19 protein-coding genes and 1 pseudogene are annotated in these 20,500 nt (G+C 54.1%); 12 read left to right on the top strand and 8 right to left on the bottom strand.

The window, feature by feature from the left end; genetic code table 11:
* The first annotated feature begins 102 nt into the window (after positions 1-102).
* The gene (locus CKV68_RS10620; RefSeq protein ID WP_029974976.1) at positions 103-1,677 is read left to right on the top strand and encodes an AI-2E family transporter; all 1,575 of its coding nucleotides are present in this window, start codon (positions 103-105) and stop codon (positions 1,675-1,677) included.
* A gap of 159 nt (positions 1,678-1,836) precedes the next feature.
* Positions 1,837-2,640: a DUF6542 domain-containing protein gene (locus tag CKV68_RS10615; RefSeq protein ID WP_095076285.1), complete on the top strand. Its 804-nt coding sequence runs from the start codon at positions 1,837-1,839 to the stop codon at positions 2,638-2,640.
* A 70-nt stretch (positions 2,641-2,710) separates the two neighbouring features.
* Here CKV68_RS10615 and CKV68_RS10610 read toward each other — a convergent pair whose 3' ends face one another.
* On the bottom strand, positions 2,711-3,736 hold the full coding sequence (locus CKV68_RS10610; protein WP_014525557.1) for a 4-hydroxy-3-methylbut-2-enyl diphosphate reductase: 1,026 nt from the start codon (positions 3,734-3,736) through the stop codon (positions 2,711-2,713).
* Positions 3,737-3,834: 98 nt separating this feature from the next.
* On the opposite strand from CKV68_RS10610, the gene xseA reads away from it, so the two are divergent.
* Positions 3,835-5,076 (top strand): exodeoxyribonuclease VII large subunit, encoded by a 1,242-nt coding sequence (gene xseA / locus CKV68_RS10605; protein ID WP_167376977.1) that lies wholly within the window; start codon positions 3,835-3,837, stop codon positions 5,074-5,076.
* 51 nt (positions 5,077-5,127) lie between these two features.
* Positions 5,128-5,418: an exodeoxyribonuclease VII small subunit gene (locus CKV68_RS10600; protein WP_013911168.1), complete on the top strand. Its 291-nt coding sequence runs from the start codon at positions 5,128-5,130 to the stop codon at positions 5,416-5,418.
* 25 nt (positions 5,419-5,443) lie between these two features.
* Here the strand turns inward: CKV68_RS10600 and CKV68_RS10595 are convergent, their stop codons facing one another.
* Positions 5,444-6,013 carry a DUF4245 domain-containing protein gene (locus tag CKV68_RS10595; protein ID WP_095076169.1) on the bottom strand — a complete coding sequence of 190 codons (570 nt, stop codon included), beginning with the start codon at positions 6,011-6,013 and terminating at the stop codon, positions 5,444-5,446.
* A gap of 300 nt (positions 6,014-6,313) precedes the next feature.
* Between CKV68_RS10595 and glpX the strand changes: the two genes are divergently transcribed.
* The 4 genes and pseudogenes from glpX (at position 6,314) to CKV68_RS10575 (ending at position 11,353) form a co-directional block, all read left to right on the top strand.
* Complete coding sequence (glpX, locus tag CKV68_RS10590) at positions 6,314-7,324, top strand: class II fructose-bisphosphatase (RefSeq protein WP_014525554.1); 1,011 nt, start codon at positions 6,314-6,316, stop codon at positions 7,322-7,324.
* A gap of 262 nt (positions 7,325-7,586) precedes the next feature.
* Positions 7,587-8,990 carry a class II fumarate hydratase gene (locus CKV68_RS10585; protein ID WP_095076284.1) on the top strand — a complete coding sequence of 468 codons (1,404 nt, stop codon included), beginning with the start codon at positions 7,587-7,589 and terminating at the stop codon, positions 8,988-8,990.
* A gap of 142 nt (positions 8,991-9,132) precedes the next feature.
* Positions 9,133-9,783, top strand: a complete 651-nt coding sequence (locus CKV68_RS10580; protein ID WP_095076168.1) for a TetR/AcrR family transcriptional regulator — start codon at positions 9,133-9,135, stop codon at positions 9,781-9,783.
* A pseudogene (locus CKV68_RS10575) lies at positions 9,780-11,353 on the top strand (MDR family MFS transporter). Before CKV68_RS10580 ends, CKV68_RS10575 begins: the two are co-directional and overlap by 4 nt.
* Positions 11,354-11,419: 66 nt before the next feature.
* Here CKV68_RS10575 and CKV68_RS10570 read toward each other — a convergent pair.
* The 3 genes from CKV68_RS10570 to CKV68_RS10560 all read right to left on the bottom strand — a co-directional run bounded on the left by CKV68_RS10570 (position 11,420) and on the right by CKV68_RS10560 (position 13,529).
* A complete protein-coding gene (locus CKV68_RS10570; RefSeq protein WP_013911162.1) occupies positions 11,420-11,980 on the bottom strand; it encodes a GNAT family N-acetyltransferase in 561 nt (186 codons plus the stop codon).
* Between the two features lie 78 nt (positions 11,981-12,058).
* Positions 12,059-12,697: an LGFP repeat-containing protein gene (locus tag CKV68_RS10565; RefSeq protein WP_095076167.1), complete on the bottom strand. Its 639-nt coding sequence runs from the start codon at positions 12,695-12,697 to the stop codon at positions 12,059-12,061.
* 136 nt (positions 12,698-12,833) lie between these two features.
* Positions 12,834-13,529, bottom strand: coding sequence for a LysR family transcriptional regulator substrate-binding protein (locus CKV68_RS10560; RefSeq protein WP_095076166.1), 696 nt, complete (start codon positions 13,527-13,529; stop codon positions 12,834-12,836).
* On the opposite strand from CKV68_RS10560, the gene CKV68_RS10555 reads away from it, so the two are divergent.
* The 3 genes from CKV68_RS10555 (at position 13,528) to CKV68_RS10545 (ending at position 16,627) form a co-directional block, all read left to right on the top strand.
* On the top strand, positions 13,528-13,959 hold the full coding sequence (locus CKV68_RS10555; RefSeq protein WP_014836184.1) for a DUF5997 family protein: 432 nt from the start codon (positions 13,528-13,530) through the stop codon (positions 13,957-13,959). The two genes, CKV68_RS10560 and CKV68_RS10555, sit on opposite strands and share 2 nt — an antisense overlap.
* Before the next feature lie 268 nt (positions 13,960-14,227).
* Positions 14,228-14,857, top strand: a complete 630-nt coding sequence (locus CKV68_RS10550) for a TetR family transcriptional regulator (RefSeq protein WP_041479142.1) — start codon at positions 14,228-14,230, stop codon at positions 14,855-14,857.
* A gap of 63 nt (positions 14,858-14,920) precedes the next feature.
* Entirely contained in the window at positions 14,921-16,627 is a 1,707-nt protein-coding gene (locus CKV68_RS10545; protein WP_038618047.1) for an MDR family MFS transporter, read from the top strand.
* An 81-nt stretch (positions 16,628-16,708) separates the two neighbouring features.
* Here the strand turns inward: CKV68_RS10545 and glyA are convergent, their stop codons facing one another.
* A complete protein-coding gene (glyA, locus tag CKV68_RS10540) occupies positions 16,709-17,998 on the bottom strand; it encodes a serine hydroxymethyltransferase (protein ID WP_014525547.1) in 1,290 nt (429 codons plus the stop codon).
* Between the two features lie 250 nt (positions 17,999-18,248).
* On the opposite strand from glyA, the gene coaA reads away from it, so the two are divergent.
* Positions 18,249-19,175, top strand: coding sequence for a type I pantothenate kinase (coaA, locus tag CKV68_RS10535; protein ID WP_013911156.1), 927 nt, complete (start codon positions 18,249-18,251; stop codon positions 19,173-19,175).
* On the opposite strand, the gene CKV68_RS10530 is transcribed toward coaA, so the two are convergent.
* Entirely contained in the window at positions 19,172-19,672 is a 501-nt protein-coding gene (locus tag CKV68_RS10530) for a flavodoxin domain-containing protein (RefSeq protein WP_014836181.1), read from the bottom strand. The genes coaA and CKV68_RS10530 overlap by 4 nt on opposite strands.
* A complete protein-coding gene (locus CKV68_RS10525; protein ID WP_095076165.1) occupies positions 19,669-20,466 on the bottom strand; it encodes an isoprenyl transferase in 798 nt (265 codons plus the stop codon). The genes CKV68_RS10530 and CKV68_RS10525 overlap by 4 nt, the downstream gene beginning before the upstream one ends.
* Between the last annotated feature and the right edge of the window lie 34 nt (positions 20,467-20,500).

Here is a 20,500-nt window from a genome sequence, read left to right as displayed (position 1 = left end):
AACGCGCACGCCCCAGGAAACCCCTATGCCTTATACATAGGAGTTCCTGATCAATAGCGCTATGAGTTCATTCGGGCGGGGTGGCTGTGACAGTCGCTACCGATGCATACCGTGCGTATAAGGCACAATGTTGTTGTGACTTCGAATACTTCGCCCCACGACCACTCGGCCACAAATCCCCTGCCAGAAGAGCTCGGGGCGCTATTCGATGCTGAGGATAACCGGATGAACCAGCACGTCGCCAGCCCCGCGTCCTCGCAGCCCACGGCGACTCCGGGGAACACCGAACCTGTAGAGCCGCGCACGGAATCGTCGACAAGCTCCTTGCCTGACGAGGAAGCAACAGCCATCTTCGAGGAACTCGAACCAAGCTCCGAGCGCACCCATATTGACCGCTCTGAAATTATTGCTGACGGCGTCAAAGTCCTAGCCCAATGGTGCATCCGCATCCTGATCATCGCGGCGACGGGCTTTGCCGGCTGGTACGTGATTAAACAATTCTGGCGAGGCCTTCTCCCGGTTATTTTGGCGTTGATTGTCTGCACAGTGTTGTGGGGTCCCACGGCATGGATGCGCAAGCGAGGAGTCCCCAGCGGTCTTGCTGCACTCGTGAGCATCCTTGCCAGCTTTGGTTTTTTCGGCGGCCTCATCTGGGTTATCTCCCCCGATATAGCTCGCCAATCACAGACGTTGTACTTCCAAGCATTTGAAGGGATTCAAAAGGTACAGCTGTGGCTTCAGGGCCCCCCTTTTAATCTCGACTCAGACGAGCTCAGCAATCGCATTAATACTGCGGTGCAATGGTTCCAACGCCAAAGCGGGACCATCGCAGGCGAAATCTTCTCAGGTATCGGCATAGCTACCTCGGCCTTAGTCACCATCGGTGTGGTCTTGGTGCTTACGTTTTTCTTCCTCAAAGACGGAGAAGGATTCTTGCCTTGGCTGCGCAACATCGTGGGCAAGCGCGCAGGCTGGCATCTCACGGAGTTGCTTACACGATCCTGGATCACGCTCGGGGGCTTCGTCCGTGCTCAGGCTCTGGTTTCGCTTGTCGACGCCATCTTCATCGGAGCAGGCCTCATCCTACTCGGCGTTCCTATGGCCTTAGCCCTTGCCGTGCTCACCTTTATCGCTGGCTTCATCCCCATCATCGGAGCGTTTGTAGCCGGAGCCCTCGCCGTTTTAGTGGCACTTGTATCGCTGGGGCTTACCAAGGCAATCATCACACTGGCCATCGTTCTTGCGGTGCAACAGCTAGAGGGCAACGTGCTTTCTCCCCTGCTTCAATCGCGAGCAATGAACCTGCACCCGGTGGTCGTTCTGGTGTCTGTGACTGTGGGCGGCGGGCTGTTTGGAATCATGGGCGCTTTCCTAGCCGTTCCCACTGCCGCGATGATCGCCGTCCTCTTCCGTTACCTCCAAGACATGACGGCATTACGGGCTGGAGAGAAGTCAGCCGATGAGATCACTTTTGTTACTACCGCCGGTTCCATCACCGGAAAATTTGGCGAACGCCGCGGAAAAGAACTCTTAGAAAAGCGACGCCGCGAGCAACAAGAGCAAAAAACCGACGCTCCTCATCATGCCTCCACAGAGGGGACAGATACCAGGACAGGAGCTATTTCTCCGTTGGATAAGCTCAACGATCTTGTTCACTTCTTTGGCAAACATAAATAAAAATGCCTCTCGACGCTCCCGCGACACAACCTTATTAAATTCCTAAGATCGCGCTCGTTGCGTAAGATAACAAACGTGTCACAAACGTCCGAAACTCGCCATCAATCCCAGACGCCGCAAGCGTCCGGGAAGTTTTTCGGCATCTCTGTGTGGTCATCGATGTCGATCCTCGCGGCAGCGTTGATCACTGGACTATTGATCACGCTATCTACGGGTGTCATTGGCTGGCCTTTCCTAGCGCTTTTTGCCATCTTTGCTATCGTTTTTACGCTGCTTACAGAACCACGAGGCCTCTTCCTCATGGTCGCGAGCATTCCGTTGCTCTATTCCATAGCGGTCCTGGCTACCGGATGGTTCCTCGTGCAAGCTAATACGGCAGACGGGGCTCCTATCCGCAGATCTCAGGTCATCACAGCGGCTTATCCGTTGACGCAGCATTTTCCGTTGCTTATCTCGGTCACCGTGGGGGCGGCGCTCATCGCTGTTGTGCGCATCATGCTTTTGCGTCGTGGGGAAAAACGCATCACCGACGTCAAGACGAGCAACAGAATACGCCAGACTGAAGCCAACAATCGCAGCCGCAGCGCAGCAAGAAAAGCACGCGCTCAGGCCCAACGCAACCGCAGCGAGGCCACGGGATCGCGAGTCACTGTCGACGAGCTCATGCGTCGTAATCGCGAACAACCCCACAAGCCACGGGCGCCGCGCCCTTCGCTTAATGACCCGGAACAGCGCGTGCCTCGCACATATGCACCTCGTCCGCGATCCGCACCTGCACAAGGCCCGGTTCCTCACGCAGAGCCACGCCGCCCAGGCCCCGAGCGCATGCCTCAGCGAAGCCAAGCGCCGCATCCCCAGCCCAGGAGGGTGGCCCCCGAGCGCCCCATGCCGGAACGCAAGCTCATCGATCCTGAGCTATCGCGCCGCAAGACCCGGCGTTTTGACGACGATCTTTATAGCTAACAATAAAATCCCCCTTTCCTAGTCACAGTTCAGTTCTGTCTGTGACTAGGAAAGGGGGATTTTTATGTCTTTAGTCTTTAACGCGAGGCGGACGCAGCTCGCGAGGAAGCGCGAAAGTGATCTTTTCTGCGGCAGTGGTAATTTCGCTGACATCGGTGAAACCGAATGGTTCGAGATACTCCAAGACCCCCTGGACCAGAATCTCCGGAACAGATGCCCCAGAGGTCACTCCCACGGTGGTCACGTCATTGAGCCATTCGGGATCAATCTGGTGAGCATAGTCCACCAGATAAGAGGCTTTAGCTCCTGCCTGTAGTGCCACCTCGACCAATCGTTTTGAGTTGGATGAGTTCTGCGAGCCAACCACGATCACTAGGTCGGATTCCTCAGCAATAGCTTTTACCGCTACCTGACGGTTCTGGGTGGCGTAGCAGATGTCGTCGCTAGGAGGGTTGTGGAGGTGGCTAAACCGCTCGTGCAGCTTATTCACAATCGTCATAGTCTCATCAACGGACAACGTGGTTTGCGATAGCCAGATCAGCTTCTCGTTGTCCAAAAAATCTGGAAGGGCGTCCACGCCCTCAACCCCGTCGACAAGGTGCGTGACATCAGGAGCCTCACCTGCAGTGCCTTCTACCTCCTCGTGGCCCTCATGGCCGACGAGGAGAATGTGGTAGCCGTCGCGAGCAAAACGCTTCACTTCATTGTGAACTTTGGTCACAAGCGGGCATGTTGCGTCGAGAGTTTTCAGGCTGAGTTGACGCGCCTCCTCGTGAACAGCCGGGCTAACCCCGTGCGCGGAGAAGACGAGGTGAGCTCCCTCGGGGGTTTCATCGGTCTCGTCGACAAAGATGGCGCCTTTATCGGCAAGCATGTCAACCACGTAGCGGTTGTGGACGATTTCTTTACGCACGTACACGGGCGCGCCGTATTTTTCCAGAGCGCGTTCAACGGTTTCTACGGCTCGGTCTACTCCGGCGCAATATCCGCGAGGAGCCGCTACTAGGACGCGCTTGCCTTCGGTGTTACCGTCGCTGTGGCTGTGGCTCGCGCTGGAAGTAGTGACGTCATGTGGGCGTTGGTCGGGTGAGGTCATGACGACTAGCTTAAACTACTGCGCGATGTACCGAGACACTGTGCCGTATGCTTTACGAGAACATATCTTTTGCAGTGAAACGAGGATGGAGGCCGTACGTGGCTAGTTCGCCGAGTGCACCGGAACAAGCATGGCCGGTTCGCGAGCTCAACGCCAAGATAAAAGGCTGGATTGAAAAGCTGGGCCACGTGTGGGTTGAAGGTCAGATCACGCAGCTCAACGTGAAGCCAAGCTGGAAATTTTCCTATATCACGCTGCGCGATCCTGAGGCCGAGGCCAGCGTCCAGCTCACCTGTCCGACTCAACTTATCCGCTCACTCGCCACCCCTCTATCCGACGGCGACAGAGTTGTGGTCTACGGAAAGCCCGCGTTTTATACGGGTCGCGGTTCTTTTTCCCTGTGGGTCACCGACATTCGCCCCGTAGGTATAGGAGAGCTACTCGCTCGCATCGAACGGCTGCGCCAGCAGCTCGCGCAGGAGGGGCTTTTCGACGCCGCCCTCAAACGCCCCCTCCCCTTCCTACCCAGAAACATCGGTTTGATCACTGGCCGAGGTTCCGCTGCGGAGCGCGATGTCCTTGCTGTTGCCCAATCTCGTTGGCCCGAAGTCACCTTCACGGTCAAAAACACTGCGGTCCAAGGAGCCCGCGCAGTAAGCGAAATCATTGCGGCACTAGAGCAGCTCGACGCTGACCCCACTGTGGATGTCATCATCATCGCGCGCGGAGGCGGTTCGGTGGAGGACCTTCTGCCTTTTTCTGAAGAGGCCCTCCAACGCGCGGTTGCCGCAGCCACCACTCCTGTGGTCTCTGCGATTGGTCATGAACCCGATAACCCAGTCCTAGATAACGTTGCGGATCTTCGTGCTGCAACGCCTACCGACGCCGCCAAGCGGGTGGTTCCCGATGTGATCGCAGAACGAGAACTGATTGCAGAACTGCGCTCCCGCAGTGCTGCGGCACTGCGTAGTTGGGTACAACGCGAGCAGCATATGATTCAAGCTTTCCGTTCCCGCCCTGTTCTTGCGGATCCTTTATCCATGGTTCGTGCTCACACCGACGAGGTGAGCAGGATGCTGACCACTATGCGTCGTGAGATCACCTACCAACTCAATAATGAACGAGCTACCGTCGGCGCTTTGCGCAGTCAGGTCTCCGCGCTTGGCCCCTCTGCCACGCTGGCCCGTGGTTACGCAGTAGTTCAAGTTATTCCACGGGATGGGACACCACCAGAGGTGGTGACAACGATCGACCAATCCCCACCCGGCAGCCAGCTGCGCATTAGGGTTGCCGATGGCTCGATCACTGCCGCAAGCATGCAGACCTCACCTGCTGATTAGCTTTACACACAACGCTCTTATCTCAATCAACAACTAACAAGGACAACTTTGATGAACAGCGACGTGATCGGTCACGGAACCGGCGAAGACTCCTTCACTGCCATTGAGCAACTCAGCTATGAACAAGCCCGCAACGAGCTAGCTGAGATTGTTCGCATCCTGGAACTCGGTCAAATGAACCTAGACGAGTCCCTCACCTACTGGGAACGCGGTGAGGCTCTTGCCAAACGATGCGAGGAGCATCTCGCCGGGGCAGCACACCGCGTAGAACAAGCCCTGGCGCAAGGAGCAGAAAAATCCGCCGCCGAACACCCTGCCGACGACGGAGAAGACGCCTTCTGAGTGGCGTCGTAAAGCTTTTTGTTTTCTATTGCGTAGAAATCGGCTCTGCCTTTATAACGCGGGAGATGAGCTCATCAAAGTTCTCTTTAGGAGCAGCGCCGCTGACTAGGATGCGGGAGTCTCCCAAGTCTGCGATCCACAACGCGCGCACTCCTTTTTCCTCGGAACTGTATTCCGAAACGGTGACGCCCTCTACGATGTGAGAACCAGTTTTTTCGCGAACATGTGAGTCAAATGCTGCAGCAGCTTCCTTCTCTCCCAACCCAGTTTGTTCCAGCTGAATAAAGGAAGCCCCATTAATCACCCAGCCCACAACCGGCGCAGGAGTTCCCCCCAAATCATCCCGGCGCGCGGAATTAGCTACCCAACCAGGTATCTCCCCTGGATAGCGCACTGGAAACCCCATGCTGCAGGCTTCCAGGTGAAGATACGTCTTTGCGTCGACGGCATGGACGGGGCCATTTTCCGGCGCCCCCTTGTTAAAGCTGCACATTCCGGTAAAACCAATGCTAAGAGCAGCAACAAGAAGGATCACGCCAAGAGACAACACGATGTCTCTGCCGTTCTGATAAATACGAGGTTTCTCCACAGCCACGCACAACAGTATGACACGTCTAAGCCACGACCGTGCGAAGAAGTCCTTTCCTAGCCGCTTCTTTTCCGCTTTTCTCCTAGGAAGACTCCCCCTACAGCCGTAGTGCGATACCCTTCTCACTAGTTCAATTCTGCGCGAGAGGTCACATTTCCACACTTTCGGGTGTGCTGGTCAACCACCATAGGCCACGAGGGTGCAAGAATGTATGGGTATCAAGAATCCCCCGCTAGGAAACAACCCTCGGCGAGGGACCTCGTTAAATTTCTGCAGAATATACAGGCGCCACAGGAGGCCACCCTCATGACCAACCTTCATCCAGAAATTCCAGACCGTAACCTAGCCCTTGAACTCGTGCGTGTCACCGAGGCCGCAGCTTTGGCTTCAGGGCGATGGGTCGGTCGCGGAATGAAGAACGAAGGTGACGGCGCTGCCGTCGATGCAATGCGCAAGCTCATTAATTCGGTCCAGATGCGTGGCGTCGTGGTTATCGGAGAAGGTGAAAAAGACGAAGCTCCGATGTTGTTCAACGGTGAAAATGTGGGAACTGGTGAAGGCGCCGAGGTGGATATCGCCGTAGACCCTATCGACGGCACCACGTTGATGGCAGAAGGTCGCCCTAACGCGATCTCCGTGCTCGCTGCTGCAGAACGCGGTTCCATGTACGACCCATCAGCAGTGTTCTACATGAAGAAAATCGCGGTGGGCCCTGAGGCTGCAGGCTCCATCGACATCGAGGCTCCGGTCGCACACAACATCAATGCTGTAGCAAAAGCAAAGAACATCGCACCTGATCAGGTGACTGTTGTGGTCCTTGACCGTCCTCGTCATGCAGACCTTATTAAAGACATCCGCGAGGCAGGCGCAAAGGTCCGACTCATTCGCGATGGTGACGTCGCCGGCGCCGTAGCAGCAGCCCAGGAGACCAACTCTGTGGACATCATGATGGGCACGGGTGGCACCCCCGAGGGCATCATTACTGCATGCGCAATGAAATGTATGGGCGGAGAGATCCAAGGCATGCTCGCTCCTCGCGATGATGCCGAGGCTGACCGCGCACGTAGCGCGGGTCATGATCTCAGCCAGGTCCTTCTCACCAATGACCTAGTCAGCTCCGATAACTGCTTCTTTGTGGCGACCGGCGTAACCAACGGGGATATGCTCCGCGGCGTAAGCTATCGCGCAAATGGCGCGACCACGCGCTCTCTTGTTATGCGTTCTAAGTCCGGAACAATTCGCTACATCGAGTCTTCCCACAAACTGCAAAAACTACAGGAGTATTCGGTCGTCGATTACTCCAAAGTAACCAAATAAGTCTTCTTAAACCCACGGTGGTCTGACCAAATATGCGGTGAGGCCACCTTGGGTTTACCCCCGCGCTGTGACATTCCTGCATTGAAGTGCGTCACATTACCCGCGGGCTCCATATCCTAGCCACATACGGCAGCTTTTTTCGGCATACTTGTAGTCGTGTGAGTACATCGTCGTACCTTTTTCGCTCCATATAACGGAGCTTATGCACGGAGACGATGTCCACGACCAAGAGAAACTTCGTATCTACAAAGGTGGATCATTCATGACTGAGCAGCAGTACCGCATTGAGCACGACACCATGGGTGAAGTAAAGGTTCCTATTGATGCTCTATGGCGAGCACAAACTCAGCGCGCTGTGGAGAACTTCCCCATCTCAGGTCGTGGACTGGAATCCGCGCAGATCCGCGCAATGGGACTGCTCAAGGCAGCTTGCGCACAGGTAAATAAGGATCGTGGCCTCCTCGACGCAGCACAGGCAGATGCCATCATCGCTGCTGCTAAAGAAGTTGCAGAAGGCAAACACGACGCACAGTTCCCCATTGACGTGTTCCAGACAGGCTCCGGCACTTCCTCCAATATGAACGCCAACGAGGTCATCGCCTCCATTGCCCATGCAGCCGGCGTTGAGGTACACCCCAACGACCATGTCAACATGGGACAATCCTCCAACGATACGTTCCCCACGGCTACCCACGTTGCAGCCACAGAGGCCGCTGTCACCGACCTAATCCCCGGTTTGAAAGTTCTCCAGGAGTCCCTAGAGAAGAAAGCCAAGGAATGGGAAAGCGTGGTTAAGTCCGGCCGCACGCACCTTATGGACGCCGTTCCCGTCACCTTGGGCCAGGAGTTCGCCGGCTATGCACGCCAGATCGAAGCTGGTATCGAACGCGTCGAGGCTACGCTTCCGCGACTAGGAGAGCTGCCTATCGGCGGAACCGCCGTTGGTACAGGCCTTAACACTCCCGCAGACTTCGGCGACAAGGTCACTGCAGAGCTCGTAAGTCTGACCGGTGTTAAAGAACTGCGTCCTTGCGTCAACCATTTTGAGGCACAAGCAGCCCGCGATGGTCTGGTGGAGTTCTCCGGCGCAATGCGCACCATCGCCGTGTCGCTGACTAAGATCGCCAACGACATCCGCTGGATGGGTTCCGGCCCACTCACCGGCCTCGGCGAGATTCACCTGCCCGATTTGCAGCCGGGCTCGTCCATCATGCCAGGCAAGGTCAACCCAGTCCTATGCGAGACCGCTACCCAGGTAGCTGCCCAGGTTATAGGCAACGACGCCGCTGTTGCATTCGGTGGCGCCCAGGGAGCATTTGAGCTCAACGTTTTCATCCCAATGATGGCACGTAACGTGCTTGAGTCTTCTCGTCTCCTAGCTAACACAGCACGCATCTTTGCCACCCGCCTGGTGGACGGCATTCAGCCAAATGAAGAGCGCATGAAGACCCTCGCAGAGTCCTCCCCGTCCATCGTGACCCCACTCAACTCCGCTATCGGTTATGAAAACGCCGCAAAGGTCGCTAAGACTGCTCTAAAGGAAGGTAAGACCATCCGACAGACGGTCATTGATCTTGGCTTTGTAGCCGGCGAGAACCTTACGGAAGAAGAGATGGATAAGCGTCTCGACGTCCTCGCGATGTGCAACACAGATCGCGATAAGTAAGTAGGCAGACAGTAGCCACGCTTAAGAGCTGGGAAGGCATGCGGTGTCTTCCCAGCTCTTCGTCTTTTCTAGGAGAAAACCTAGGCTCCACTCTCCTATCAAAATTTTGCACAGGGTAAATTGTTGCACTAAGTTTACTTTTATGGCGAACGACCCTGAACTCCCCCTACGAGAGCGGAAACGCCGACAAACACACGCATCCATCGAGGACCATGCAACCAGGCTCGTCCTTGAGCGAGGATTAGACATCGTCACAGTGGAGGATATCTGCGCCGCAGTCGGTATTTCCAGACGCACCTTCTTCAACTATGTTGAATCAAAAAACATCGCAGTCTTTGGCAATACGCCCCGGTCTCCCCAGCCAGACGAGGTCTCCGAGTTTCTACGCACAAAGCATGCCAAACTCCCCCACGCGTTAATGTCGTTAGCCCTTAATAATGCATTTTCCGGAGAGCACACAGACGCAGTACTTCGAGCCGAGTTGCTTCGACGCAGAAAAACGATCAGTCAAAATAATCCAGAACACGTTAGCTGGTCAAAGCAAAAAATCACTCTCTTCCAAAGAGAACTCTCTGCGATCGTCGTAGATTATTTCGACCAGCATCCCGACCTCCGCGTCCTAGAAACACCTGCAAGCGTTGAGGCAGAAGCCATGGTTCGGATCGTTATTTCTGCGATTCTCATGGGATACCACCAATGGGCCTCCGACGAAACCGGAAGTTACGACGATCTAGCCCTCGCTTGTTTCCATGCCCTCGACATCCTTATCGCCTTTGCAAAGAAAAGCTCATGACGTTTTCAACGACATCCCTCAAACAGCAGCCACCACGCGATCGCCCCATAGGATGGATCATCGGCGCGCTCATGCTCAGCATGCTCATGGGCTCGCTCGGTCAAATGATTTTCTCCACTGCACTACCAACAATCGTTGGCAGCCTCGGCGGTGTACATCATATGTCTTGGGTCATCACGGCTTTCCTCCTAGGGCAGACCATCGCGATGCCGCTTTTTGGAAAACTGGGCGACCTCATGAACAGAAAACCGCTCTTCCTGTTTGCCAACGCTCTCTTCATGGCAGGCTCGTTACTAGGAGGGCTAGCACACTCCATGCCCGTTCTTATCGCAGCACGAGCAATCCAAGGAGTGGCCGGCGGCGCGTCAATGGTGTTATCCCAAGCCATTACTGCGGAAGTTACTTCCGCGCGAGAACGCGGAAAATATATGGGTCTCATGGGAATGGTCTTCGGAGTTTCCTCCGTCCTAGGGCCTGTCATCGGAGGTTGGATTACAGACGGCCCCGGCTGGCGCTGGGGATTGTGGTTTAATCTCCCCATCGGGGCTATATCCATGACGGCGATTGCTCTATTGCTCAAACTCCCTTCCAAGAAACGAGAGTTTCGTTTTGACTGGTGGGGAGCGATCACCATGGCTTTAGCCACAACGTCTTTAGTTCTTTCCGTGACATGGGGCGGACATGACTATGCATGGACCGACCCGGTGATCATTGGGCTTCTCCTCTGCACTCTCCTACTCGTCGTGCTACTTATCTTCATAGAGCTACGGGTTCTAGAGCCGATCATTCCCCTTACGCTTTTTAAAAATCGGAACTTTGTCCTCACCACCGGGGCAGGGCTATCAGTTGGCGTCATCATGTTCGGTTCTATGGCGTATCTGCCCACTTATCTTCAGATGGTCCACCACATGAGTCCCACGAGGGCCGGCCTTACCATGATCTCCATGATGGGTGGACTCATTGCAGCATCGATCACCGTGGGGAATCTGGTAGCAAAGACCGGCCGATATAAGGTCTTTCCTCTCGCCGGACAGATCGTTACCTCTATAGCACTTGTTCTTATGGGCTCCCTTGCTTTCGACGATTCCCTGGTGCGGGTGTGCTGTTATCTTTGTGCCTTTGGTATCGGGATAGGAAGCACTATGCAGATTTTAGTGCTCATCGTCCAAAACTCCTTCCCGCTATCCGTAGTAGGAACAGCCACCGGCGCCAACAACTTCTTCCGCCAGGTGGGAGGCACAATAGGCGCAGCACTTATCGGTTCCATATTCCTAGGCAACCTTGGTCGCCAGATGTCGATGCACCTTCCTCCAGCAGTTGAGCACGTCGTGCGACTAGGAGGGGAACCAGGACAATTCCACATTGCAGAAAGCAGCGGCAACCTCACTCCGGCATCCGTCGCTGCCCTACCAGACATTATTAAAAACGCCATCGCCGTGTCCTACAACGATGCTCTCACACCCGTTTTCCTTCTCCTTGCACCGATCTCACTGATTGCAGTAGAGCTTCTTTCCTTGATAAAGGAAAGAAGCTCGCTGAGACAGTCGAGACAACAGTGTCCAAACCTTAGCCCCAGCCGTCTTATCCCCCATTGCAAAAGGCTGCACTCACAACGGAGTGCAGCCTTTTCATCGTCTTAGCTGAGGTCGAGTGCAGCGGCAGTATGATCATCTATTTCCGGCTTGGGAAGCAGCTTTTCCCAAATGTCGGTGTCACGCCATTGTCCCGCCATTTCACCATATGTCATTTTTGCTAGGTGTCCTAAGGTCCCTACTTTTTCAAACCCTCGTGATTCATGCAGGCCCGCGGAGCCTTCATTTTCTGGAAAAATCCATGAATGAATGGACCATATTCCTAGCCCCTGGCACACGTCGATAAGCTTATCTAGGAGAGCCCCGGCAACTCCACGCCCTCTAGCATCCGGATGAATATAGATCGAGTCCTCCACAACCCCGCGGAATACCGAGCGCGAGGAGATGGGAGCTGCAGATACCCACCCTAGGATCTTCGAGTCATCTTCCGCATCTACGGCAACAAAAAGTGTCTCGGGAATCTTAGTCCCCGAGAACTTTTCCCAACTGGGTGCCTCAATTTCATAGGAGGCATGTCCAGTGTTCAACCCAAGGAGATAGATCTGTTGAACCTGCCCAAAGTCTGTCCGACGCAACGGCCGGATATAGAAATCCTTTGTGTGCATGTGTTCAATTCTGTCTAATTAGGACCTTGTTAGCCACTCGGAAGACCAGCTTTCTTAAGAATCGCAGACTTGAAGCGCTTATTTCTTCCGGATCTCCGCTGAGTATTCCCCTTTTTCATCTCGGATCCACGAAATGGTGCCTTTTTCAAATGTTTGACTCCAACCCCGAGAAATAGCTTCCTCGTCGTCGAGCGGCGCCCCGAGATCAGAGTTCACGCCGCCTCGCGCGATCCACGTTTCCGCGATTTTGCCTATCACGGGCTCAACGTCATCGTTTTTATAGACGAGGTACTTCCCGCCCTCGAATGAGGCCATATATGCACCTCCACCAACGTGTTCTACACCCGTGAGGGGACCAAAGTTTCGGGCTTTACCTATTTTTTCCGCCAGCTCTGAGGGGATCTGTATGGCGGTTCCGTTGGGTAGGAAGAATTGGGTCAAGGCGCTGTCATCGTCACCTTGAGGAAAATCTGCCAGCTGAGAAAGCGATTTGGAAGCACCAGCTGTGCTTTCCACTGAGTTTCCAGATTCCGAAGGCGCATCCGCGGAAACTGCATCGTGCGTTTGAGCATCGGTAGGAAGCAAAGAGCTTGAAGCTGGCCCTGCATTGCTAGCTTTATCCGTTGCGGATGAACATGCCGTTAGCCCTGTAGCAAGGAGCACACTAGCTACTAAGACTTTTGCCCGATTCCTCGCTAGAAGACTGTCTTGAGACATAAAATCACCCTCTGTGTGTTAAGCCGTAGTGCAAACATACTGCGGAGCCGATTGTGAGTGTGAACCGACCTTTTTTGCAACCATCTACGCTAATCGTTAGCAGATCGAGACTCGATGGTTACATCTCTATGGCGGCTTATCGACGCCCACGTGGCTTCGTTTTTCGCCCCGCCTTCGGTCGTTGTCCTTTTGCTTTCCTGTCAGCTTCTCTTCGTTGTTGTTTGGCCAAGCTCTTCTCCCGAGCACTGAGCTTCTTTTCACCCGATTGCCGCGAAGAGTTGGGCTTTCGACCTTTGGCAATTCCCACAAAATCTTGAATATCCTCGGCATCGCGGTCTTTCTTCCACGCCAAAGCTATGGAAGTCTGCCCCACGTGAGTAGGAGAAGTGAAGTCCCGATGCTCTATGAGTTTTCCGCTCATAGCCTTGATAAGCGGGCGGGGCGCGATTGCGTAGCCGACATTTGCCGCCACAACCTGTAAAGCAGAGCGCAGTTCATCGATGTCCAGTTCCAAGGCTTCACCAATGCGGTAATTACAGATCTCACCTTCCAGGTCGGCATCGGAAAGCTTGTCCAGAAGCGTGAGCGTGTGCTCTTTGGGCAAAGCTATCCCCATGCTTTCTTGATATAACCGCACCACATGGAGATCTGCGCTGCCGTCAATGCGAGAATCAGGCAACCTTACCAAGGCTATATCCACAGAGCCTTCGAGCAGTTGTGTCACGGGAGCATGCGAGGCAGCACTATGGATTCCACCGTGCTGAGTACGGTCATCGAATCGGTGCAGCCACTTGTCCGGCTCGGTGCCAATGACAAAACTTAAGCTCATCATGGAAAACAATGCTACCGTTGAACGCGTGAATGAAGAATCTGTACGCAAGCCGTCTGGCACTGCAATGAAGCCCCAGACCGCTGCGAAGAAGTTGGGCATCTATTTGCCCGCCACTCCAGAGGAGTTCCAAGCTAACGCTCTCACCCATGAGGAGTTTGTGGCACTTCACAGCGATCCGCCTGAGTGGCTACAAGAATTGCGCCGCATGGGGCCGCACCCGCGTCCGGTTGTCGCGCAAAAACTCGGCGTCACCATCACTGCTCTTAAACGCAATGATATGGACAAAGCTTTGACCACAGCGGAAATCAAAGCTCTCTTGGAAAATCAACCAGAGTGGTTGCGTGCTGCACGCACTACCCTGGCCAACTCACGCAATGAGTCCACCAATAATGCGACTTCAAGCAATGAGGATAACAATAACCGGGACTAGTTCCTACGGCTTCTCCGCTCGTACCGACGGCTGAAAATGGGTAACCTTACCCGTTTTTCAGCCGTTTTTTAACTTTCTTCAGCACCTCTACCTGCTTTTATGCACCGTTTTGACATTAAGCTCCAGTAAGAAGTGTGACACGTCACCAAAGCCTTCATTTGCCAACAAATTCACTTGATGAATTTTTGCACTTTGTGCAGTTTCGGGCGTATTCTCACATTCCATGGCGAGAATCAACAGAAACGCCTGCGGGAACCGTGCAGTACCGATGGAATCCCACAGAAAAATAAAAAAAATCCGTACTCATCAAGCTATCGAAGACAGCGCAACGCGCCTTGTACTAGAACGTGGTTTTTCCAACGTCACTGTCGAGGAAATTTGTGAACCCGTCGGAGTGTCCAAACGAACATTCTTCAACTACTTCGCAACAAAAGACGACGCTGTCTTAGGCACAGGCCCGCGAAAACCTACACAACAAGAAAAGGAAGCCTTCCTCTCAACTGAGCATGAGGACCTCCCCAACGCAGTCCTCAGCATGCTGGTGAAACTCATCTTTGACCCCACCCGTGATGAATATTTTTCCGCTTCGACGCAAAAACGCCGCAGGGAAATCTGGGAGAAGGACCCCGTGCTCATGCAACAGCACTTTGGTCGTTTTCACCAAACAAATTCAGAGTTAGAAAAACTCATCACCAAATATCTTCACACCCACCCAGCTGCAAGAAAAACAAAGCTCGAAGAACAACGTGAGGCCACAGTGCTCTGTGGAATTGCTTTCACCACCATCAAGCTCGGGTTCCAGTCTTTTAATAACGACTATCCCTCACCACAGCAGCTCCGTGACGCTTGTGAAGGAATGTTCTCCGCATTCCAAGATGTTTTCCGAGCAACTCCCTAAAACTCCCCTTTTGCGTCTTACCAGCCCGCATCAAGACGCCCTTTTATAATCTAGGACTTTCCCATGAACACCATTGATATCGATTCGGTGGACGTCGAAAAGCAAGAAAAGCACAAAGCTTCTCGACGTCGCACCAAGCCCAAAGCAAAACGGGAATCGAGCATGACTCCCGAGGAACAAAAACGCGCCTGGTGGGTGCTCTCTGCGCTCATGGTATCCATGCTACTTTCCAGCCTGGACCAAATGATTTTCTCCACAGCACTTCCTACCATCGTTGGCGAACTAGGTGGCGTAGACCACATGATGTGGGTTATCACCGCCTACATGGTCGGAGAGACCGTCATGCTGCCGATCTACGGCAAACTTGGAGACCTCATCGGCCGTAAAGGGCTCTTCATCGGAGCGCTTCTCATCTTCCTCATCGGCTCCATCTTTGGTGGCATAGCCAACACCATGACCATGCTGATCGCTGGACGCGCGATTCAAGGCATCGGCGGCGGCGGACTCATGATCCTCTCTCAAGCGATCATCGCCGACATCATCCCGGCCCGTGAACGCGGCCGCTATATGGGCTGGATGGGCGGAATCTTCGGCCTTTCCGCTGTTCTCGGCCCTCTCCTAGGCGGTTGGTTTACTGAAGGCATCGGCTGGCGATGGGCATTCTGGATGAATCTCCCTCTCGGAGCAATCGCAGTCGCTATTGCGATCTATTTCCTCCGTATCCCAACCCATGAAAAGAAACCGTTTACATGGGATTACCTGGGAACGATCTTTATGATCATCGCTACGGTTTCCCTAATACTCGTGACCACCTGGGGCGGCTCTCAATATGAGTGGTCTGATCCGCTGATCATCGGCCTGATTATCACTACGGTCATTTCCGCAGGTCTCTTAATCCTCGTTGAGCTCAAAGCAGCTGATCCGCTCATCCCACTCTCGTTCTTTACCAACCGTAACTTTGCGCTCACCACTGCCGCTGGCTTGGTCCTGGGAATCACCATGTTTGGTGTCCTAGGCTACCTTCCTACATACATGCAGATGGTATCCGGCATCTCTGCAACCGAAGCCGGATACATGATGATCCCCATGATGGTCGGCATGATGGGACTTTCTATTTGGTCTGGTGCACGCATCGCTAAAACTGGAAAGTACCGTCACTTCCCCGTCATCGGCATGGTGGTCACGCTCGGCGCACTCGCGCTGTTCCACACGCTTCACACCGATATCTCTCTCTGGCAGATCGGCCTTTACCTCTTCATCCTCGGCGTTGGCTTGGGATTCTCTATGCAAGTCCTGATTCTCATCGTGCAGAATACGCTCCCAATGGACGTTGTTGGATCTGCTACCGCCGTGAACAATTTCTTCCGTCAAATCGGTGCGTCCTTGGGATCTGCTCTTGTCGGCGGTATCTTTGTCGGCAACCTTTCCTCTCTCATGGCTGAACGACTCCCGGGTGCTATCCAGCAGCTTCCTCCTGAGCAGCAACAAGCCATGGCCGCACAGGGCGGACTTGATTCCAATGAAATCACCCCTGCTCTTGTCCACCAATTGCCTGGACCTGTGCACGATGCTTTCGTTTCTTCCTACAACGACGCGCTTACTCCGGTCTTTGTGATTCTCATGCCGATCGTGGTTCTGGCACTCATCCTGGTATCACTCATCAAACATGAGAAGCTTCGCGACACCACCATCTCGCAGCAGCCTCACAATTCCGATGCAGTGACCGAACCAGAAGAGCCTGCGTCCGATTCACCTGCTACCAAGGCCTAAAATCTCAACGTGTAAGCCCCCGATCACCAGCGTCACAAAGACGCACGGTGCCGGGGGCTTTCTCGTATTACCTCGTGTGGATTAGAGCAGCTTCCAATCCTCGAGGCCCTCATACAGCGGGTACTGTTCAGCGAGCTTGGTCACGCGTGCCCGCAGCTCAGCAACGTTAGCGTTTGTGCCCTGAGCCAGCGCCGTACCAATGATATCCGCAACCTCAGCAAAGCCAGCGGTATCAAAGCCACGAGTAGCCAGTGCCGGAGTACCAATGCGCAAACCGGAAGTGACCATTGGCGGACGAGGATCAAACGGGACAGCATTGCGGTTCACCGTAATGCCCACCTCATGCAAGAGATCCTCTGCTTGCTGTCCATCCATCTGGGAGTTACGCAGATCCACCAAAACCAAGTGAACGTCGGTACCACCAGTCAAAACGTCTACGCCTGCGGCCTTGCAGTCGGCAGAAACGAGGCGCTCAGCAATGAGTTGTGCACCCTCAAGAGTACGCTCTTGACGGTTCTTGAACTCCTCAGTAGCAGCAATCTTCATGGCCACGGCCTTAGCCGCAATAGCATGCATGAGAGGACCACCCTGCTGGCCTGGGAAGACCGCAGAGTTGAGTTTCTTCGCATACTCTTGCTTGGCCAGGATCATGCCCGAGCGCGGACCACCTAGGGTCTTATGCACCGTGGTAGAAACAACATCCGCATAAGGAACCGGGCTTGGGTGCAAGTCCGCAGCAACGAGCCCAGCAAAGTGAGCCATATCCACCCACAGCTTGGCACCGACCTCATCTGCGATCGAACGGAATGCCTCGAAATCCTGCTGCCGTGGATACGCAGACCAACCAGCAATTAACACCTGCGGCTTCTCTGCCAGCGCTTGTTCCCGCACCTTATCCATATCAACCCGGAATGTCTCAGGGTCAACCTCGTATGCAGCAACCTCGTAAAGTTTGCCGGAGAAGTTTAGGTGCATACCGTGGGTCAGGTGCCCACCGTGTGCCAGCGACAGCCCCATAATTTTGTCGCCTGGGTTAGCCAACGCCATGAGCACAGCGGCATTTGCCTGTGCACCTGCGTGTGGTTGAACATTTGCAAATTCCGCACCGAAGACCTCTTTTGCACGATTGCGTGCCAGGTCTTCTACGATATCCGCATTTTCACAGCCTCCGTAGTAACGGCGGCCTGGGTAGCCTTCTGCGTATTTGTTAGTAAATACGGAGCCTTGTGCCTGCAAAACCGCACGAGGCACAAAATTCTCAGAAGCGATCATCTCAAGGGTGGATCGCTGACGATCAAGTTCGCCTGCGATAGCACCTGCAACTTCGGGATCCAATTCGCTCAGCGACTGGTTGCGGATGTCATCTGTCATTGCTGGACCACTTCACCTTTCTCATTATGTAGCCGACCAACAACGCATAAGTGTGGCCGGTAGGGGCACTACGCGAATAATTCTAACTAATCACAAGACCCACAACAGCTTTCGGCTGGAAAAGCAGCGGCAGCCTTGGGTTTATTGCACCCCCGTAGACACGAGCTCCATTATGTGCAAATGAACACACTTTGAGATTACGCCCCCACCAATTTCTGGGAGGCAAGCACCGCCATGCACAATAGACGTCATGGCTCGCCCGAAAGATTCCAGCCCATACCTTGACTTCGACCGTGATTCCTGGCGGCGTCTTCGTATGTCTATGCCCCAAGTTCTCACTGAGGAAGAGGTCATTGAGCTACGAGGAATCGGTGAAAACATTGATTTGGAAGAAGTCGCAGAGGTGTATCTTCCGCTGAGCCGTCTCATTCATCTACAGGTTCAAGCGCGTCAAGAGCTAACGGCAGCAACAGAAACCTTCCTAGGCGAAGATGCCGCCCATGTTCCGTTCATCATTGGGGTTGCGGGTTCTGTGGCTGTGGGAAAATCCACCACAGCGCGTCTGCTCCAGGTACTTCTGCAACGATGGGAAGAGCATCCGCGAGTCGATCTGGTCACCACAGATGGTTTTCTGTATCCCACGGATGAACTGAAAAAACGTGGAATTTTGGGTAGGAAAGGTTATCCGGAAAGCTACGATCAACGGGCGCTGCTGCGCTTTGTCACCGACGTAAAATCCGGAAAACACCACGTTACGGCACCGGTGTACTCCCACACTCTCTATAACAGGGTGGAAAACCAGGTGGCCACGATCTGCCAACCAGATATTTTAATTTTGGAGGGGCTCAACGTACTCCAAACCGGTCCGACCTTATCGGTGAGCGATCTTTTTGACTTTAGCGTGTATGTGGATGCCGCCATCGAAGACATCGAAAGATGGTATATCGATCGATTCCTCCACCTACGACAATCAGCATTCCGTGCCCCAAATGCGCACTTCTCTCATTACGCCGACATGTCCGACACTGCTGCGGTCAATGAGGCTCGCATGATCTGGCAGACCATCAATCTCCCCAACCTGGTCGAGCACATCCTTCCTACGCGGGTACGTGCTTCCTTGGTGCTTGGTAAAGATTCCAACCATAAAGTGCGGCGCGTAAGAATGCGCAAAATCTAGGAGGCTGCGCTGCGCGCCCACTCTATGACAGGTTGTAGCTTGTCGACGTCCACCTGATCCACAACCTTGTTATACCCAGCGATAATGCTCTTATCATTCGCATTTTTCAATGGTTTAGCCTTCAAAAATGCCACAAGCGACGTCATTGCCGCCTTATGCGTAGAACTGAGCTGCGAATAGTCCAACCTACCCGGGAGGTAAAAACGCGCGCAGCTTTCAGGGGCAGAGCTTCGCATTTGATCGCGTTTCTGGGCTGCGTCGAGAAGCGTCATCCCTACCGCTACGAGCGCGATCGGGTGGGTTTCATGGTATCGCTGCGCGACTTTGATGCCGGCGATACTCGGGCCATGAACCGGGCTGAGTATCACCACGGGGTGTCCGTCGCTAGGAATGGGGACGTCGAGCACTCCGATGCTCAGGGCGTCTACCGACTGCGCTAGTGATTCCGCATAGTGTTTGGTCGAGCCGTACACAGAGTGGAATCTGATGTGAATCATTTTCCAAACCTGCGGCTTCGTTTGGAGTACTCCCTGAGCGCGCGGAGAAAATCGAGGCGACGGAAAGCTGGCCAGTACGTATCCGTGAACCAAATCTCCGAATACGCTGCTTGCCACAGGAGAAAGCCAGACAATCGCTGTTCGCCCGAAGTACGAATCACTAGATCGGGATCGGGCTGCCCCGAGGTGTAAAGGTGCTTAGAGATAGAATCCACGGTAACTTTGTCGGCTATTTGCTCCGCCGCAGTACCAGACTCGACCTCTCCGGAGATGAGCTCGCGTACCGCATCGACGATCTCCTGACGACCTCCGTAGCCTACTGCTACATTCACGGCCACACCCGTATTATGAGCGGTCTTCTCCTGTGCATAGTTCATACGCTCTGCAACTTCCGACGGAAGCAGATCCAAGTGCCCCACCAGGCGAAGTCTACAGTTGATCTCTGGGTCGGCAAGCTCGTCAACGACGTCCCCAATGATGTCAAAAAGCATATCGAGCTCATCGCTAGCCCTGCCCAGATTCTCTGTGGAGAGTAAATAGACTGTCACCAACTCCACATCGGTGTCTTTACACCATCGGACCATTTCGCCGACTTTTTTAGCACCTACGCGATGTCCATGGGTAACATCAGCAAACCCTGCCTCACGTGCCCATCTGCGGTTGCCATCGCACATGATGGCAACGTGCGAAGGTTGCTTAGCGCCTGCGATCTCTCCCAGTAAGCGCTTCTCATAAAATGGATAGAGCACCACCTGTAGCGCCGCCTTGAACGGCGATGTAAGGGTCTCTTTCATGTTGTTGCTCCGCCTTCTTATGCAAGGGCGCCAT

Origin of the sequence: Corynebacterium ulcerans (assembly GCF_900187135.1) — a bacterium.
Classification (GTDB): domain Bacteria; phylum Actinomycetota; class Actinomycetes; order Mycobacteriales; family Mycobacteriaceae; genus Corynebacterium; species Corynebacterium ulcerans.
This window is presented reverse-complemented; position numbering and strand designations above follow the sequence as displayed.

Excerpts from the sequence above, each read along its gene's own strand:
- CKV68_RS10565 (WP_095076167.1), bottom strand. The coding sequence starts at position 12,697 with ATGTCTCAAGACAGTCTTCTAGCGAGGAATCGGGCAAAAGTCTTAGTA.
- CKV68_RS10600 (WP_013911168.1), top strand. The coding sequence starts at position 5,128 with ATGAACAGCGACGTGATCGGTCACGGAACCGGCGAAGACTCCTTCACT.
- CKV68_RS10610 (WP_014525557.1), bottom strand. The coding sequence starts at position 3,736 with ATGACCTCACCCGACCAACGCCCACATGACGTCACTACTTCCAGCGCG.
- CKV68_RS10570 (WP_013911162.1), bottom strand. The coding sequence starts at position 11,980 with ATGCACACAAAGGATTTCTATATCCGGCCGTTGCGTCGGACAGACTTT.
- CKV68_RS10615 (WP_095076285.1), top strand. The coding sequence starts at position 1,837 with ATGTCGATCCTCGCGGCAGCGTTGATCACTGGACTATTGATCACGCTA.
- CKV68_RS10560 (WP_095076166.1), bottom strand. The coding sequence starts at position 13,529 with ATGATGAGCTTAAGTTTTGTCATTGGCACCGAGCCGGACAAGTGGCTG.
- CKV68_RS10620 (WP_029974976.1), top strand. The coding sequence starts at position 103 with ATGCATACCGTGCGTATAAGGCACAATGTTGTTGTGACTTCGAATACT.
- CKV68_RS10550 (WP_041479142.1), top strand. The coding sequence starts at position 14,228 with ATGGAATCCCACAGAAAAATAAAAAAAATCCGTACTCATCAAGCTATC.
- CKV68_RS10530 (WP_014836181.1), bottom strand. The coding sequence starts at position 19,672 with ATGATTCACATCAGATTCCACTCTGTGTACGGCTCGACCAAACACTAT.
- CKV68_RS10585 (WP_095076284.1), top strand. The coding sequence starts at position 7,587 with ATGACTGAGCAGCAGTACCGCATTGAGCACGACACCATGGGTGAAGTA.
- CKV68_RS10545 (WP_038618047.1), top strand. The coding sequence starts at position 14,921 with ATGAACACCATTGATATCGATTCGGTGGACGTCGAAAAGCAAGAAAAG.
- CKV68_RS10555 (WP_014836184.1), top strand. The coding sequence starts at position 13,528 with ATGGAAAACAATGCTACCGTTGAACGCGTGAATGAAGAATCTGTACGC.
- CKV68_RS10525 (WP_095076165.1), bottom strand. The coding sequence starts at position 20,466 with ATGAAAGAGACCCTTACATCGCCGTTCAAGGCGGCGCTACAGGTGGTG.
- CKV68_RS10580 (WP_095076168.1), top strand. The coding sequence starts at position 9,133 with ATGGCGAACGACCCTGAACTCCCCCTACGAGAGCGGAAACGCCGACAA.
- glpX (WP_014525554.1), top strand. The coding sequence starts at position 6,314 with ATGACCAACCTTCATCCAGAAATTCCAGACCGTAACCTAGCCCTTGAA.
- glyA (WP_014525547.1), bottom strand. The coding sequence starts at position 17,998 with ATGACAGATGACATCCGCAACCAGTCGCTGAGCGAATTGGATCCCGAA.
- coaA (WP_013911156.1), top strand. The coding sequence starts at position 18,249 with ATGGCTCGCCCGAAAGATTCCAGCCCATACCTTGACTTCGACCGTGAT.